Source organism: Seonamhaeicola algicola (assembly GCF_007997385.1).
Lineage (GTDB): Bacteria > Bacteroidota > Bacteroidia > Flavobacteriales > Flavobacteriaceae > Seonamhaeicola > Seonamhaeicola algicola.
The window spans coordinates 235760-250832 of record NZ_VOSC01000033.1; the positions used below are offsets into that span (position 1 = coordinate 235760).

A 15073-nucleotide genomic window follows, 5' to 3' on the forward strand; every position below is an offset into this window, starting at 1 on the left:
CTGTTAAGTAACTGAAAATCAATATTTAATTTTTAAATGTTGATTTTTTTAACTATTTTTCAATAAAATTGCTACCAAACTAACTAATCTACTCTCATGGAAACACAACAAATTAACACGCTAAAGCAGCAATTAAGCACAACCTACAATAGGTATAAATGCTTATACGAAAACTCTCCAGACATGCTTTTATCGGTCAACCCCGAAAACACTAAAATTGCTGAATGTAATGAAACTTTCATTAAAAAAATGGGTTATACCAAAGCTGAAATTATAGGTAAATCTATTTTCTTTATTTATCACCCAAAATGCATAAAAAACGTAGAAACTGCATACAAAACATTTTTAGATACAGGAAAAGTTGACAACACTGAATTAATACTAAAAACCAAAAAGGGTTCTAAAATTCATGTTTTATTAAAAGTAAACTCTATTAAAGACAAAAACAATAAAATTGTTTACAGCAATTCATGCTTTAGAGATATTACGGAGTTAAAAAAATTACAAACAAGACATCTTGCCTATCAAAGATTTGCCGGTATAATTTCTGATAAATTCTCAAACGCTTTAAACACCATAAATATTGCTGTAAACCAACTTAATAAAGCTCCTTTTTTAAGTTTTGATGAAAAAGCACAATATTATGTTAGCTCTATAGAACAAGCATCAAAAAATATAAATTACATAGTTAATAAATTAAACAAAAAAGCATAGTTTAAAAACTATGCTTTTTCACTATATAATTTACTTACAACTCATAACGCAACCTAAAAGTTACAAATCTGGGCTGTATATAATATTCAACCGCACTTACAGATACATTACCGGTATTGCTTTGGTTTTGTACTCTGGTATCTAATAAATTGGTTGCTTTTACTTCAAATTCCCATTTACTATCTTGGTTTTTTCTGTATGATAATGATGCATTCCAGAACTCAAAATCATTAATAGTTCTATCTTCGTCACTAAAATTATTATATGTATAATCTGTTTTAAAAGTAAACTTCTTAAAAATTAAGGCATCAAACTCAACCGATGGTGATTTTGTGTAAAATGTTGTTTTTCTTTCACCTTGATTATTATCTTGGGTTGTATGACGATACCCAATTTCAAAATTTGGTGCTTCTCTAAAGTTTGTACTCAAACTTGTTCTGTAAGTATATGAATAGTTTTTGTTTACCGATGGTAAATTATTAATTATTTGATTAAATTTATTATAACTAACGTTACCGTTTACACGCGCTTTAAATTTACCAAAGGTTTTTTCTATACGGCCATTGGCACTAGCACTTTCATCTGCAAAGTTAGAGTTAAAAGGCGTGCTTACACGTATTACACTACCAGACTCAAAGGCAGAAGTGGTTCTAATTCTATCAACAGTTTTTGAGTAATTTAACCTTGCCATTACATTGGTATAGTTAAACATATTAAAACTAAAATATGACAAATTTAAATTATGAGACAAGGCACTTTCTAACTCTTGATTACCTGAAAAAAGTGAATTGTAATTATTTAAAACCAAACCTCTTGCAAGTTGGTTTACATCAGTAAAGTTAGTTTGCATGCTGTAATTAAAAATAATTTGCTCACTATTTTTTAGTTGAACACGGGTGTTAAAATCTGGCAAAAGCCTAAAAAAGTTATCAGCATAATTTACATTAAATTGATTATTTTTTGCACTGTAAGCATGTGCCGAAACACCAGGTGTAAAGGTGAAAATACCCGATTTTAAACGATAATGCGCTCCCAAATACACATCAGAAAACGTATATGCAATGTCATTAAAATTTAATCCATCATTAATTGTTGTTGTAGGATTAAAAATTGAGCCGTTATCTAAATATTGATAAATTTCTGAATTAAAATCTTGTTTACTGTAAATTGTACCAAGTGTAAAATTTATATCACTTTTATTATTTAACACATTCCAATAATCTAATTTAGCATCTATTTGGTTAGATTTTACACGCTTTTCTTGAGCAATATTATAATTTACCTGTGCATTGTTTAAACCTAAATCATTGGCTGTTTCTTCGTAATTATCTTTATCTGCTAAAATGGCATTGTAAAACGGATCTTCGTCTTGTAATAAATGCTGAACTTCAAAAGCAAAAATATTTTTATCGTTTAACGTATAGTAATAATTTAAATTTTGATTTATACTATATGGTGATGTTTCTTCGGGTTGTGCTATGTTACCAATGACCGTTGAAAAGTAATTTTGATTTTGTGTTTCTTTTGAAACCCTTCCTAAAATATCATAATCTAACTGATTATTGGCGTTTGGTTTATATGTAGCGCTTAACTTTAACATACCCAAATCACTACGTTGTGTGGTATTACTTTCGGTAATTTCATCAGGAATGTTTAAATCAGGATCAGTATACACTACTGACCTGTTTTCTTGTAGTTCATTTTTACTGTTTGAAAAAATGGCAAATCCGCTTAAATCTAAAGTTTTTGATGGTGCGTAACTAAAGTTTGCAGCTCCAAATTTGGTTTCAATACTTTTGGCGCGGTTATTTTGCATGGTTAAAAAACCAATATCATTGCTTCCTAAATTTATATTTGTACCACTGCTACGGCTAGGAGACCTAAAGCCGCCAGAGAATTTAAAATAATCGCGCCTTGTAAAAGCTACTTCTCCTATATTATTTAAATCACCTATTAAATTTACGCTATACTCAGGACTGTAAAAAAACAGTTTGGGTTGAGCCAAGTAAAGCGTTTCATTGGGCGAATCTCCTAAACCACCTGTTATTGTACCAAACCAAAACTTCTTTTTACCCTCTTTTAGCTTAATGTTTATGGCAATGTTATCTTGGTTATTGGTTACGCCTCGAAGCTGGCCAACTTCGGCATAATTTTTTAGTACTTCAACTTTATCAATAGCATTTGCTGGAATATTTTCAACTGCAAGTTTTGAGTCGCCATCAAAAAAATCTTTTCCTTCAACCATAACTTTACCAACCGTTTTTCCTTCTACCTCAATTTCACCATCATCATTAAGTTCTACACCTGGTAATTTTTTAAGCACATCGCCTAATTTACGTTCAGTTCCAGACCGGAAAGAATCTGCATTATACGTAATGGTATCTCCTTTAATTGTTACTGGCATTTCGTATACTAATTCTACGGCATCTAAGGTATTATCATTTTGTAAAGTAAAATTTTGTGTTACGGCATTATTACCTACCTCAACTATAGCTTGTGCTGTTTGCATGCCAACATAACTTACCTGAATGTTATACTTGGCATTTTTTTCAACTGATAATTTATATTGTCCGTTTTCATTGGTAATACCATAGGCATCTAACTTTTGTGTTGCTTGGTTTATGGCAATAATATTTGCCAGTTCTAAAGGTGTACCTATACTGTCTTTTACTACGCCTTCAATTTTTACCTGGCCGTATGTTACCCCAACCGCTAAGAAAAGCAGTATTAATATTTTATATTTCATTAATTGGTGTTTTTGTTTTGTTGATTTTGCCCTCTATCTTCTTCCGCCACCAGGTCTTCCTCCGCCGCGTCTAAAGTTTTGACGCATTTCGTTCATTTTCTTTTTTGAAATTTCATCAAACTCTGCCCTAGAAACTTCTTTACCTTTTGATGGTACTTTTATAGTTTCTTTATCATCAGGATTCATTATTATTTTTGAACAAAGTATGGTTGTGCGGCCTTCATTTACTTCTAAAATTAAACCTGGCAGCCCCCAATAGTCTGATGGTCCTTGGCTTACAGGTATTTGTGGTGTATACCAAACAACTACTTCTATTTCTTCCTTTTCTGGTGTTAATGCTTCTTCTTTGTTTTCTTCTCCTGGTTTTGGTCTTCCAAAGTTTACATCTAAGCCATATTTTAATTTTTTACCAATTGCTTTAAAGGCTGTATATTGACCTATTTTTTTGCTTTCACCAGTCATAGTCCACTCAAATGATGGCACAGAATCTTTAATTAAAAACTTTTTACCAAACACCTCTTGTTCTTGTAAAAAAGCATTGGTTTTTATATTTTTATATTGGTTACCAGCCACAAAATTACCCATCATCATGCGTCCAAAACCGCTACTGCCGCCTCCAGGAGTATCAAGTTTTTCTTCTTCTTTATAAACAGATTCCTCTCTATTGAAGGTAAGAATGTATGTTTTTTCTAAAGCATTTTTAAGCCTATCGGCTATTCTTTTTTTCATGTCTTCATCCATTCCGGGTCTTCCAAAATTAGCCATGTCTATGGTGGTTTTAGACATGTAATAGGCCTTACCTTGAAAATCTTGCGCTTGTATTAAACCCGTAAAAACAAAGGTTAAAGCAACTAAAATTGTAGTTGATATAGTTTTCATTTTAAATTATTTATGTAATATTCTTACTTTTAAACATGGTTTTAAGACAACAACAATACATAAAGGTTTAAATGAAAACTGTTAAATGATTCTTAAAGTTTAATTTTGAAATTTTATATAACCACAAACACTAAAAGCTATTGCTAAATGTTTATTTTAAAACAGCTACTTTTTTTGTAATTTGAAACCTTATATGAAACACGTTTTTTTTATTTTTTTATGCTTTCAATATGCTGTTTTTTCTCAAAATAGTATTGAAACCACTTTTATTAATAGCATAAATATTGATGCCGATGTTATAGTTTCGGTTGATAACTTTGGAACCATATACTACATAAAAAACAACACGTTTTATAAAAAAAGTAAAAACAGCATTACAAGCTATAATAATTTACAATTAGGAAATTTGCAGAGCGCCAATACCTTTAATCCTTTAAAAATAAGCTTATTTTACCCTGACTTTAATACCAGTATTATTCTAGATAACAGATTAGCAGAAATATTTAAAATAGATTTTAATAGTATAACGCCCTATAAAAATATAGCCCAAATTTCTAGTGGATTTGATAATACACTATGGCTTTTTAACCTAGATAATTCACAACTAGAATTATATAACTATAAAAATAACACAACTCAAGCCAGAACTTTGCCTGTAAAAAGTACTGTTTTACATTTAACCAGCAACTACAATAACGCATGGCTACTTACACAAAAGTATATTTACAGATACAATTATTTTGGAAACCTAATAACCAAACTTGAAAATGATGACTACCAAGCATTAGCCGAAAGCAATGAAAGCATTATTTTAAAAAGAGATAACAATTTATTTTTTTTAAAAGAAAACACTAATACAATAGCGCCCATTACATTACCTAATTTATTAATAAAACAGTTTTTTGTAACCAATGAAACCTTGTATATTTACCACCACCAAACGCTACAACAGTTTCAATTAAAATTTAATTAATACCATGCATATAGCTATTGCCGGAAATATAGGAGCTGGAAAAACAACTCTAACCAAATTACTTGCAAAACATTACAATTGGGAACCTCAACTTGAAGATGTTGTTGACAACCCATATTTAGATGACTTTTACAACCAAATGGAACGTTGGAGCTTTAACCTGCAAGTGTATTTTTTAAATAGCAGATTTAGACAAGTATTACAAATTAGAGAAAGCGGCAAAAAAATAATACAAGACAGAACCATATATGAAGATGCTCACATTTTTGCACCTAACCTTCATGCTATGGGATTAATGACTAATAGAGATTTTGAAAATTACAAATCGTTATTTGAGTTGATGGAATCTTTGGTACAGGGCCCTGATTTATTAATTTATTTACGAAGCTCTATACCCAATTTAGTAGCGCAAATTCATAAACGCGGCAGAGATTACGAAAACTCTATTAGTATTGATTACTTAAGTAGATTAAACGAACGCTATGAGGCTTGGATTCATGGCTACAAAAACGGAAAACTAGTTATCATTGATGTTGACAATTTAGATTTTGTTGATAAACCAGAAGATTTAGGCACCGTAATTAACACAATTGATGCAGAAATACATGGGTTGTTTTAGTTGTTAAACCCAAAACTCACTCTACTCTACTGTAAAATACGTTTTTTCGGATATGTACCTTCCGTACATATTATAACCACTCAATATTACTTCAAATACACCTTTAACATCTGATGTAAAAAATGTTATAGTTTTTTCTTCACCATTTAATTTTACATTAGGACACCACAATAACTGACTTCTAAAGTCTGGTATTCTTTTAAGCTCTGTACTATTTTCGTCATAATTTGGCGAAAAGTACTTTTTTTGAGGTTGTATTAATTTTAGCGTGTAATTGGTAAGCCCCTCTATTTCAAAACCATCAACAAAAGCATTTCCTGATTTAGTTTTAATATCAATAACACCATAATAAATTTTAGGTCCATAAAAGTAAGCGCCTTTAATTAGGCCTATTTCTTCTATTTTGTAAGGGTCATAGTCTACTATAAATTTTTCATCTTGTATAAGCACACCATCAAGTAATAGCAATGGTTTATATTCTGAAAACGGATGATTATTTCCTTCATTATGATATATTTTGAAAATATAATTGTCTTCCTTTTTTCTTAAAGCTGCACCTTCAACAACTTCAATAAAAGTTTCTTTTATTGTCTTAAATCTTGTGTAATCATCTAGTTTATAAACCACTGATTTTTCGGCTAAAAAATTATGGTTAGCAACAACTGGCTTTATGCTATCTGCCTTAGAAATATGATATGCGTTTTCTATTTGATTGTTAATACTTTGAGTTATAATCCAATCCTTTAATTCCGCATTAAACTGTAAGTTTTTAAAAATCAAATCTTTAGGTTTTGATGCGTTTTTATTATGTATCTTAAAACTATAATTAAGTAAACTATCACCTATTACCTGAAAATAAACTTGTGTATTTAAATAATTTTCGTGTATGTTGAAAAGAAAATTTCCTAAACTATCTGTTACTACATTTTTATAAATATAGTTTTCACCAGGAATACTTAATGCTATTTTTTTATTAGCAGCAGTATTTCCTAAGTTATCGTATACAACCCCCGATATTATCTCCCCTCTAATTTCAGGAAGCACAAAGCCTTTGCTGTTTGCAAATATTCTTTTGCTTTTTGAATTTACTTCGCTAGCTTCTATTGATATATTGTTTGCTTTTCTAACTGACAGTGTAAAATTACCTATTAAATCTGTAACTTTTAAAGTAACTTTTTTTCGAGTTGCATAGGTTTGGGCATCTAACTTTAAAACATCACTTTTCTTATTATTTAAATGACTATTAGCAAGCAAGCCTAGTTTTGTTTTGTTTGAGTTTAAACCAATGAAGCTTGAATTATTGAATGGGTTAATAATATAAATATCCGTTTCTGAAAACTGATTATCGCTATTTTTCATCCACTGGGTATATGTAATTAGTTTGTAGTGTCCAGTTTCTACTGTAGGAGACACAAAAAAATCTCCTGACCCCATACCCTTTTCAAGTTTTATTTTATGACTGAAAATTGAATTATTTTTGCTAGAGTACAACTCTACATAAGCCACCTTACTTAAACTACTCAATGCATTATGCTTATTTACTAAACAAAACAATTTATAATTTAGGGTTTCGCCTGCTAATAAAACATTTGTGTTTATTACAACAGAAATTTCCTCGTTTGGTATTTCATTTACCATACGTGATTCTATTGCAAGCTTATTGTTTTGAGCTATAGTAGTAATATAGCATAAACAAAACATTATTATTGTGTATTTAACTTTAATTATCATTAGTCTTCCCAAAAAATAGGTTTTTCATTTGATGCAAATGTTGAGCAATCACCACAATGCGGTGGAACAACAAACACATCGCATGCATCTTGTCCGTAATATTTATATCCTTTAACTGATAATAGCCAAAATAAATATGCTCTTCCATTCTCAGCATTAGGGTCTGTTGCTGCATAATTTAATGTTCTTAAATCATCACAATTATATATATATTCAGGCTTATCAATTTCAAACTCAGAATAATCAAAAAAAACCCTTTTGGTAGTTATTGATGAAACATCAAAAAAACCAATAACTTTTTTATTATCATTATCCTTTAGAGATATATTCCCTTTAACAAACCCTGGTTGATTATCTGTTAGTAGGTTTTTGTCTCCTCCCAACTCTTCTAATACCTTATAGAAATTATTAGCATCAGCAGACTGTATGTATTGCTTAACTAGAATACTATATCTATCCCTTAAAACGTGACTAGAAACAGGTATAAACCTTACTGGAAACTCTGATACTTTTGATTCATCTAGACCGTTTAAACTAGTTACTATAATGTCATTAGAATAGTTGGTTGAATAACATGTTTTCTGGTTTTCTGGTCTTGCTATTAACTCGGGGTCTCCTGCACAAAATGGCTGTGTACCCTGTTCTTTCCAGTTATCTAAATCTATATCATATCTATAAAATAATTCAGTTTCTATTTTATAAGTTTCTTCATATTCATACCTAAAATAATTTGCATCATTAGAAGTATCTTCACTATCAACAAGAACTTGAACACCTAATTCTCCTTCAATATTAATTAGTTTAGTGTTAATTTCTTCTATAGCAACTGAAGACGGCAAAAACTCATCTGTTGACATATACTCATCTCCTTTAGAATCTTTAATTTTCAGCATATAAGAAACACCTTCTTGGGCCTGAAATTCTTGATTTGATTTATAAAGCCCATTTTCAATATGCGAAAACGTATATGTTTCATTTACGCTTGTTATTATTGACACATTTGCATTAGTTTCATAAACAGGAACACTACCTTCTTCTAACTTAAAAGTTCTAGACAGTTTTATTTCTTGGTTTTTAAGTTCGTTTGTTATGGTAGCTTCTACAACTAAAACATCTTCAAAAGACTCTGTTACTAAAGCAAAGGGTTCCGTGCAATTATAAATTACATTTGCCAAAAGGCATAATATTATAGTTTTACAATAGGTTTTCAACTTCATTTTAAAACTTAAAATTATATGTTATTGTTGGTACAGGCACTGAAAAAATAGATGATTTATAACCTTTTATCTGTCCATCTTCATTTACAAAGAACACTGAGTAAGGATTGTTTCTACCAAGTACGTTGTAAACGGAAATATTCCAAAAACTATGTGCTAGCTTTTGGTTTTTATGATTTCCTTCAATGTTAACCCCTAAATCTAGCCTGTAATAATCTGGTACTCTAAACTTATTTCTATCGCTATACAATACATGCTCTGTGTTATTATGAATGTATTTTCCAACAGGATATGTTATTGGCCTTCCTGATTGATAATTAAAGTTCATTGAGAAACTAAAACGTTTAGTTAATTTGTAATTAGACACTAAATTAACATCATGAGGTCTATCTTGGTTTGCTGCAAAATACGCACCATTATTTACTCTATTGGTTAAAAACTCACTATCAAGTTTAACTAAAGTTCTAGAATACGAATAGGCTAACCAACCGTTTAATCTTCCTTCTTTTTTCTTTAATAAAAACTCTAAACCATACGCTTTACCATCTCCTTGTAACAGTTCAGTTTCAATAGTTTTATTAAGAAGTAAATTAGCACCCACTTTAAAATCTAGCAGATTTTTCATTTTTTTATAGTACCCCTCTAAACTAACCTCATAAACATCATTTTCAGAATTTTTAAAAATTCCTAATGAAACTTGTTGAGCTCTTTGAGGTTCAATATTTAAATCTGACAACTTCCAAGAATCTATTGGTGATGCTGTTGTATTTGTAGATAATAAATGAGAATACTGTATGGTATTGTTAAATGATGCTTTAATGGATGAGGTTGGACTTAAAAAATAACGTGCCGATAACCTTACCTCAGGCCCGCCGTATGTTTTTATGAATTCGTTATTATTATATTGTTTTACCTCAATAACAGACTCTTCACTTTTGGGCACATTGGCCGCATATATATTTTGGCTACTTTTACCTAAAGCTGTAAAGGTTGATAGCCTTATACCAAAATCTAAACTAAGTGCATCATTTACTTTAAATATATCTGATAAAAAAAGCGCAGACTCTAAACCTTTTTCTTTACTAACGGTTTCTTTTGTTATTATTGACTCTGGCCCAATAGGCCTTATTTCACCTGGATTTATAGCATATAACTTACTACTTAAACCATATGTAAATTTATGTTTTTTATTATGCAAATACCTTGCTTTTAACTTTACTTGAGTTTCATTTATTTTGTATCCGAAATCAAAATTTCTATTAAAATTACCTTCATAAATTATATTGAATTTATATTCACTTGTAGCCAACTGCAATGAGGCAGAGTTTTTATCATTAAAAACATGATTCCATTTTAATGACCCTAATTTATTGCCATAATCAAAAACTGAGTCTGAAGTTATACTAAACCTATCATTACTAAAATATCCTGTAGCCTGAATTGTGTTTTTGTCATCAATTTTATGTTCATATTTTATTAGTGCATCATAAAATGACGCCGTACTATTTTGCAGGTTTTTATTTTTTGCGGCTTTTAGTACCCAATCTGAATACGTTGCTCTCACCCCTACAAGCAATGCTGCTTTTTCTTTAACTACGGGCACTTCTAACATTAAATTACCTGTAACTGGCCCAATATTACCTTCGCCTGAAAATTCTTTTTTATTAATTTCTTTTGTTGATATATTAATTACTGATGAAAGTTTACCACCATACTCTGCTGGTATGCTTCCTTTATAAATATCTACGCTTCCGGTAGCAAACGGATTTACTGCTGAAAAAACACCAAAAAAATGCGACGGATTATAAATGGCAGCACCATCAAACAACATAAGGTTTTGGTCTACTTTTCCACCTCTTACGCTATAACCCAATGCGCCTTCGCCAGCAGTTTTAATACCTGGCATGGTGGTTGCTACTTTTAAAACATCGCGTTCACCTAAAACTAATGGAATATTTTTTATGCCTTTTACATCTATTGAGGTAACGCCAACCTCAACACTTTTAACATTTTCATTTTTACTAGAGTTAATTACCACCTCATCTAAAGCGTTGGTGTCTTCAATTAATTTAAAGTTTAAAACACCATTACCGTAAACAACTATTTGTTTTTTTGTTTTACCATAACTTAATGATGATGTTTCTAAAACACTGTAGCCTTTTGGAACTTTTATTTTATAAAAACCATTATTATTTGTTGTAGAATTTATACTTGTTCCTGAAATAAAAACACTTAAATTCTCAATAGGTTTTAACGTTTTCACATCTGTTATAACACCAGAGAGTTCAAAATACTTCTTTGAGCTATTTTTGTTTTCTTTACCTATATAAAAAACCTTATTTTTATTTGAGTTTAAATTAGTGCTTGTATATTGTTTTTGTAAAACAGCAACTTCTTCTTCATTAGGCGCTTTAGCTACTGCCTCTTCTACTTTAAAATAGTTTTCTGGCAAATAATCTCTAACCACACTATTTTTTGTTAAAATTACTTTTGAATCAATTATGAAATAATTTAGAGGTGTTTCGGCTAAAATACTTTCTAAAACATCTTTGATTGTTGTATTGCTAAAGTTTTCATTTACACTAACATTATTTACCCAATCATTTTCAAAATAGAAGGTATAATTTGTTGCTTTTTCTATTTTTAAAATAGCTTCGTACAACGTTGAGTTATTTAAATTAAGTGTTTTAATTTCTTGTGATTGCCCCAAAGACTTCAAAGAAATTAACGTAAAAACTAATGTAATTTTGATTGCTTTAAAAAAAGCCATCTTTTTTAATGGTATATTAATCATTTAAAGTATCTAGATGTCTGAATAAGTTGTGATAAAACTTTTGCTTATCAGCTTTTCTTAAAATTTTATTTTTTTTGAAGAACTGCTTTATTTCTTTCTCTTTTGCTGGAAATGATTTTAGGGCTTGTTTTTTTGTGGCTATATGGTAGTAGTTACTATTATTACCAACAATGTAGTTTTCATAACGCCTGAAACTATATACAATTCTACCATCTAAATGTTCTTCTATAACTTCTTTTTGATGTTTTACATAAAAAGAAAAATGAGTTCCTTTATATTGCTCTTCAAAAAAACCATTAGCATAAACAGATGATGCTATTGCGTTAGATTTTGGTAACTTCACAAAAGTTTTTCCTAAAACCGAAAAGTTGCTCAATAAAGAAGAATTTAAACTTAATAAATTAACCTTTTCATTTATGTATTTTACTAATACCAGATCATCAACCAAATTATATTTTAATTCAATATCAAAATAAGGCTGATGGTTGTAAGTTACAGTTCCTTTTAAAAAATCATAAACACCAAAAAATTTATTGTTTGTTTTTGAAGTTCTAATAAGTTCAGGGTGTTCATCTAAAAATTCTTTGCCATTATAAACTTCTAAATTTTCAGTTTGAACATAAGCATCAAATAAAGCGTAAAATTTAGAATTCTGATTAGTATTTTGCGAAATACATATGTTTACAAAAAACAAAAAGACCACATGAAAATGGAATTTATATTTCATAGTTAGGGTTAAAATTCCGAATAAATATAGCTGTTTATTTAATTTTAGTAACCAATAGATAAAACTTTAACATTTCTATTTTCTTATGAATTATTCTTACAATAATAATTATCACAAAAAAACCACGCCTTACAGCGTGGTTTTTTGTGGTAAAATTTAGTTTAGTTTGTAAAAGTGGCTATCCGTTATTTTTAAGCGCATCAATACGCGCTTTTACTTCTTGTTCAGTTCCTTTAAACGTTTCATATGTAGTTTTGGCTTCGCCGTTTTGTGTAGTAACCACCGTAACAATGGCTTTTGCAGTACCATCATCAAGATTCGTCATATCAACCTTCACTTCTTTTGTTATTTCAACCATTTCAACATCTTCATTACTGGTATTATTATAAGCTTGTACCGTCTCATTTGACACTAAACTTGGTGCAATTACCAACGCAACAACACTCATAAGCTTTAATAATATATTTAACGAAGGGCCAGATGTATCTTTAAAAGGATCTCCAACCGTATCTCCTACAACCGCAGCTTTATGTGCATCAGTTCCTTTCCTACCTTGTTCTTCAATTGTTTTTTTAGCATTATCCCAAGCGCCTCCGGCATTAGATTGAAAAATTGCCATAAGCACACCACAAGTAGTTACACCCGCAAGTAAACCGCCTAACATTTCGGCACCTCCAATAAAACCTACAGCAACAGGTACTGCAATAGCTAATAAACCTGGCAATACCATTTCTTTAATAGACGCTTGTGTTGATATAGCTACACATTTATCATATTCTGCAACACCATTGGCGGCATCAAAAATCTTTCTATCTGCTTCGGTAGCTTTACTCATATCAGAATCATACTTACGCATTACCTCTAAAGCTGCTTTTAAAGCTGGTATATCTCTAAACTGACGACGAACCTCTTCAATCATAGCCATGGCAGCTCTACCAACCGCATTCATTGATAAGGCTGAAAACACAAATGGCAACATACCTCCTATTAATAAACCTGCCATAATATCTGGTCTAGATACATCAATAGACGCTACACCTGCAGTTTCCATAAACGCAGCAAACAGAGCCAATGCTGTTAATGCTGCCGATGCTATTGCAAACCCTTTACCAATAGCCGCTGTAGTGTTACCTACTGCATCTAACTTATCAGTACGTTCTCTAACTTCAGGATCTAACTCTGCCATTTCAGCAATACCTCCTGCGTTATCAGAAATTGGTCCGTAAGCATCTACTGCTAATTGAATACCTGTATTGGCTAACATACCTACGGCAGCAATTGCAATACCGTATAAGCCTGCAAAATGGTGCGACACTAAAATTGCCGCAGCTATTAAAAGAATTGGGAACATTGTAGACATCATACCTACACCTAAACCAGAAATGATATTGGTAGCTGCACCAGTTTCAGATTGTTTTACAATAGAATTTACTGGTTTTGTGCCAGTACCTGTATAATATTCGGTTACTTTTCCAACAGCTAAACCAGCCACTAAACCAGCCAATGTTGCGTAAAATACACCCATTGCTCCAAATGGTAATCCTTCAACTTCTGCAGGAATAAAATTTGTTATTAAAAAATAAGATGCTACAAGCATTAACCCCGCAGAACCAAACTCGCCAATATTTAAAGCAGCATGTGGTGAACCGCCTTCTTTAACTTTTACAAAAAATGTTCCTATTATAGACATAATAATACCTACTGCTGCTAGGGCTAGTGGTAAATACACAGCACCTAAACCATCAAAACCAGGTGTTACAATTAAGGCTCCTAAAACCATTGTACCAATAATAGACCCCACGTAAGACTCAAATAAATCGGCCCCCATACCAGCAACATCTCCTACATTATCACCAACGTTATCGGCAATAGTTGCCGGGTTTAACGGATGATCTTCAGGAATACCTGCTTCAACTTTACCAACTAAATCGGCACCAACATCGGCAGCTTTGGTATAAATACCACCACCAACACGCGCAAATAACGCTATAGATGAAGCTCCAAGAGAAAAACCAGAAAGTACATTTAAAACTTCAGTTATTTCCCAACCTTGGCCGCTATAAATCATAAACAAACCACTTAAGCCTAAAACGCCCAAACCTACAACACCTAAACCCATAACGGCTCCTCCTGCAAAAGCAACTTCTAAAGCTTTTCCTAAAGATGTTCTAGCTGCACTTGTAGTGCGCACATTGGCTTTTGTTGCCACCTTCATACCAATAAAACCAGCTAAAGCTGAACAAATAGCTCCAACTATAAATGACACGGCAACCATACCATTTGAGCCAACTTCATTAGCTCCTTTAAAATATAATAACACAGCTACAGCTGCTACAAAGATTGATAAAATTTTATACTCTGCTTTTAAGAAAGACATGGCGCCATCTGCAATATTTTTGGCTATTTCTTTCATGGTATCTGTACCTTGATCTTGTTTGGACACCCAAGCACTTTTAATAAAAACAAATGCTAACGCTAACACGCCAAAAAGCGGTAAAAAGTCTACTATTAATTCCATATTTTTTATGTTAGTTATTAAGTTAAAAATTAATGCGAATAAAAGTAGGAAAATAAAAGTGATAAAAAAAGCATGATTTAATTAAAGATTATTCATTTAAACCCCTTCTTAAATTATAATATTACTATTTATATGATATTTGTTAGCTAAAACAC

General features: G+C 31.1%; 10 protein-coding genes. 3 read left to right on the plus strand and 7 right to left on the minus strand.

Annotated elements, in window-relative coordinates; all coding sequences use genetic code 11:
* Positions 1–96: 96 nt before the first annotated feature.
* On the plus strand, positions 97–714 hold the full coding sequence (locus FUA26_RS14780) for a PAS domain-containing protein (RefSeq protein WP_147137850.1): 618 nt from the start codon (positions 97–99) through the stop codon (positions 712–714).
* Positions 715–748: 34 nt separating this feature from the next.
* Here the strand turns inward: FUA26_RS14780 and FUA26_RS14785 are convergent, their stop codons facing one another.
* On the minus strand, positions 749–3460 hold the full coding sequence (locus FUA26_RS14785; RefSeq protein WP_147137853.1) for a TonB-dependent receptor: 2712 nt from the start codon (positions 3458–3460) through the stop codon (positions 749–751).
* A gap of 33 nt (positions 3461–3493) precedes the next feature.
* Positions 3494–4339, minus strand: a complete 846-nt coding sequence (locus FUA26_RS14790; RefSeq protein ID WP_147137855.1) for a GLPGLI family protein — start codon at positions 4337–4339, stop codon at positions 3494–3496.
* Positions 4340–4532: 193 nt separating this feature from the next.
* Here FUA26_RS14790 and FUA26_RS14795 point away from each other — a divergent pair, with 193 nt between their 5' ends.
* Together FUA26_RS14795 and FUA26_RS14800 are read left to right on the plus strand one after the other, a co-directional pair.
* Positions 4533–5312 (plus strand): hypothetical protein, encoded by a 780-nt coding sequence (locus FUA26_RS14795; protein WP_147137858.1) that lies wholly within the window; start codon positions 4533–4535, stop codon positions 5310–5312.
* A 4-nt stretch (positions 5313–5316) separates the two neighbouring features.
* A complete protein-coding gene (locus FUA26_RS14800; RefSeq protein ID WP_147137860.1) occupies positions 5317–5931 on the plus strand; it encodes a deoxynucleoside kinase in 615 nt (204 codons plus the stop codon).
* Between the two features lie 21 nt (positions 5932–5952).
* On the opposite strand, the gene FUA26_RS14805 is transcribed toward FUA26_RS14800, so the two are convergent.
* The 5 genes from FUA26_RS14805 to FUA26_RS14825 form a co-directional block, all read right to left on the minus strand.
* Complete coding sequence (locus tag FUA26_RS14805; protein WP_147137863.1) at positions 5953–7632, minus strand: hypothetical protein; 1680 nt, start codon at positions 7630–7632, stop codon at positions 5953–5955.
* A 29-nt stretch (positions 7633–7661) separates the two neighbouring features.
* Positions 7662–8837 carry a DUF4249 domain-containing protein gene (locus FUA26_RS14810; RefSeq protein WP_186826927.1) on the minus strand — a complete coding sequence of 392 codons (1176 nt, stop codon included), beginning with the start codon at positions 8835–8837 and terminating at the stop codon, positions 7662–7664.
* Positions 8838–8880: 43 nt separating this feature from the next.
* A complete protein-coding gene (locus FUA26_RS14815; RefSeq protein ID WP_147137868.1) occupies positions 8881–11649 on the minus strand; it encodes a TonB-dependent receptor in 2769 nt (922 codons plus the stop codon).
* Positions 11650–11665: 16 nt separating this feature from the next.
* Entirely contained in the window at positions 11666–12400 is a 735-nt protein-coding gene (locus FUA26_RS14820; protein ID WP_147137871.1) for a hypothetical protein, read from the minus strand.
* A 178-nt stretch (positions 12401–12578) separates the two neighbouring features.
* Positions 12579–14918, minus strand: a complete 2340-nt coding sequence (locus FUA26_RS14825; RefSeq protein WP_147137874.1) for a sodium-translocating pyrophosphatase — start codon at positions 14916–14918, stop codon at positions 12579–12581.
* Positions 14919–15073: the final 155 nt, after the last annotated feature.

Bases quoted from the DNA above. Each gene is read 5' to 3' on its own strand.
- FUA26_RS14780 (WP_147137850.1), top strand. From the start codon at position 97: ATGGAAACACAACAAATTAACACGCTAAAGCAGCAATTAAGCACAACC.
- FUA26_RS14785 (WP_147137853.1), bottom strand. From the start codon at position 3,460: ATGAAATATAAAATATTAATACTGCTTTTCTTAGCGGTTGGGGTAACA.
- FUA26_RS14790 (WP_147137855.1), bottom strand. From the start codon at position 4,339: ATGAAAACTATATCAACTACAATTTTAGTTGCTTTAACCTTTGTTTTT.
- FUA26_RS14795 (WP_147137858.1), top strand. From the start codon at position 4,533: ATGAAACACGTTTTTTTTATTTTTTTATGCTTTCAATATGCTGTTTTT.
- FUA26_RS14800 (WP_147137860.1), top strand. From the start codon at position 5,317: ATGCATATAGCTATTGCCGGAAATATAGGAGCTGGAAAAACAACTCTA.
- FUA26_RS14805 (WP_147137863.1), bottom strand. From the start codon at position 7,632: ATGTTTTGTTTATGCTATATTACTACTATAGCTCAAAACAATAAGCTT.
- FUA26_RS14815 (WP_147137868.1), bottom strand. From the start codon at position 11,649: ATGGCTTTTTTTAAAGCAATCAAAATTACATTAGTTTTTACGTTAATT.
- FUA26_RS14820 (WP_147137871.1), bottom strand. From the start codon at position 12,400: ATGAAATATAAATTCCATTTTCATGTGGTCTTTTTGTTTTTTGTAAAC.
- FUA26_RS14825 (WP_147137874.1), bottom strand. From the start codon at position 14,918: ATGGAATTAATAGTAGACTTTTTACCGCTTTTTGGCGTGTTAGCGTTA.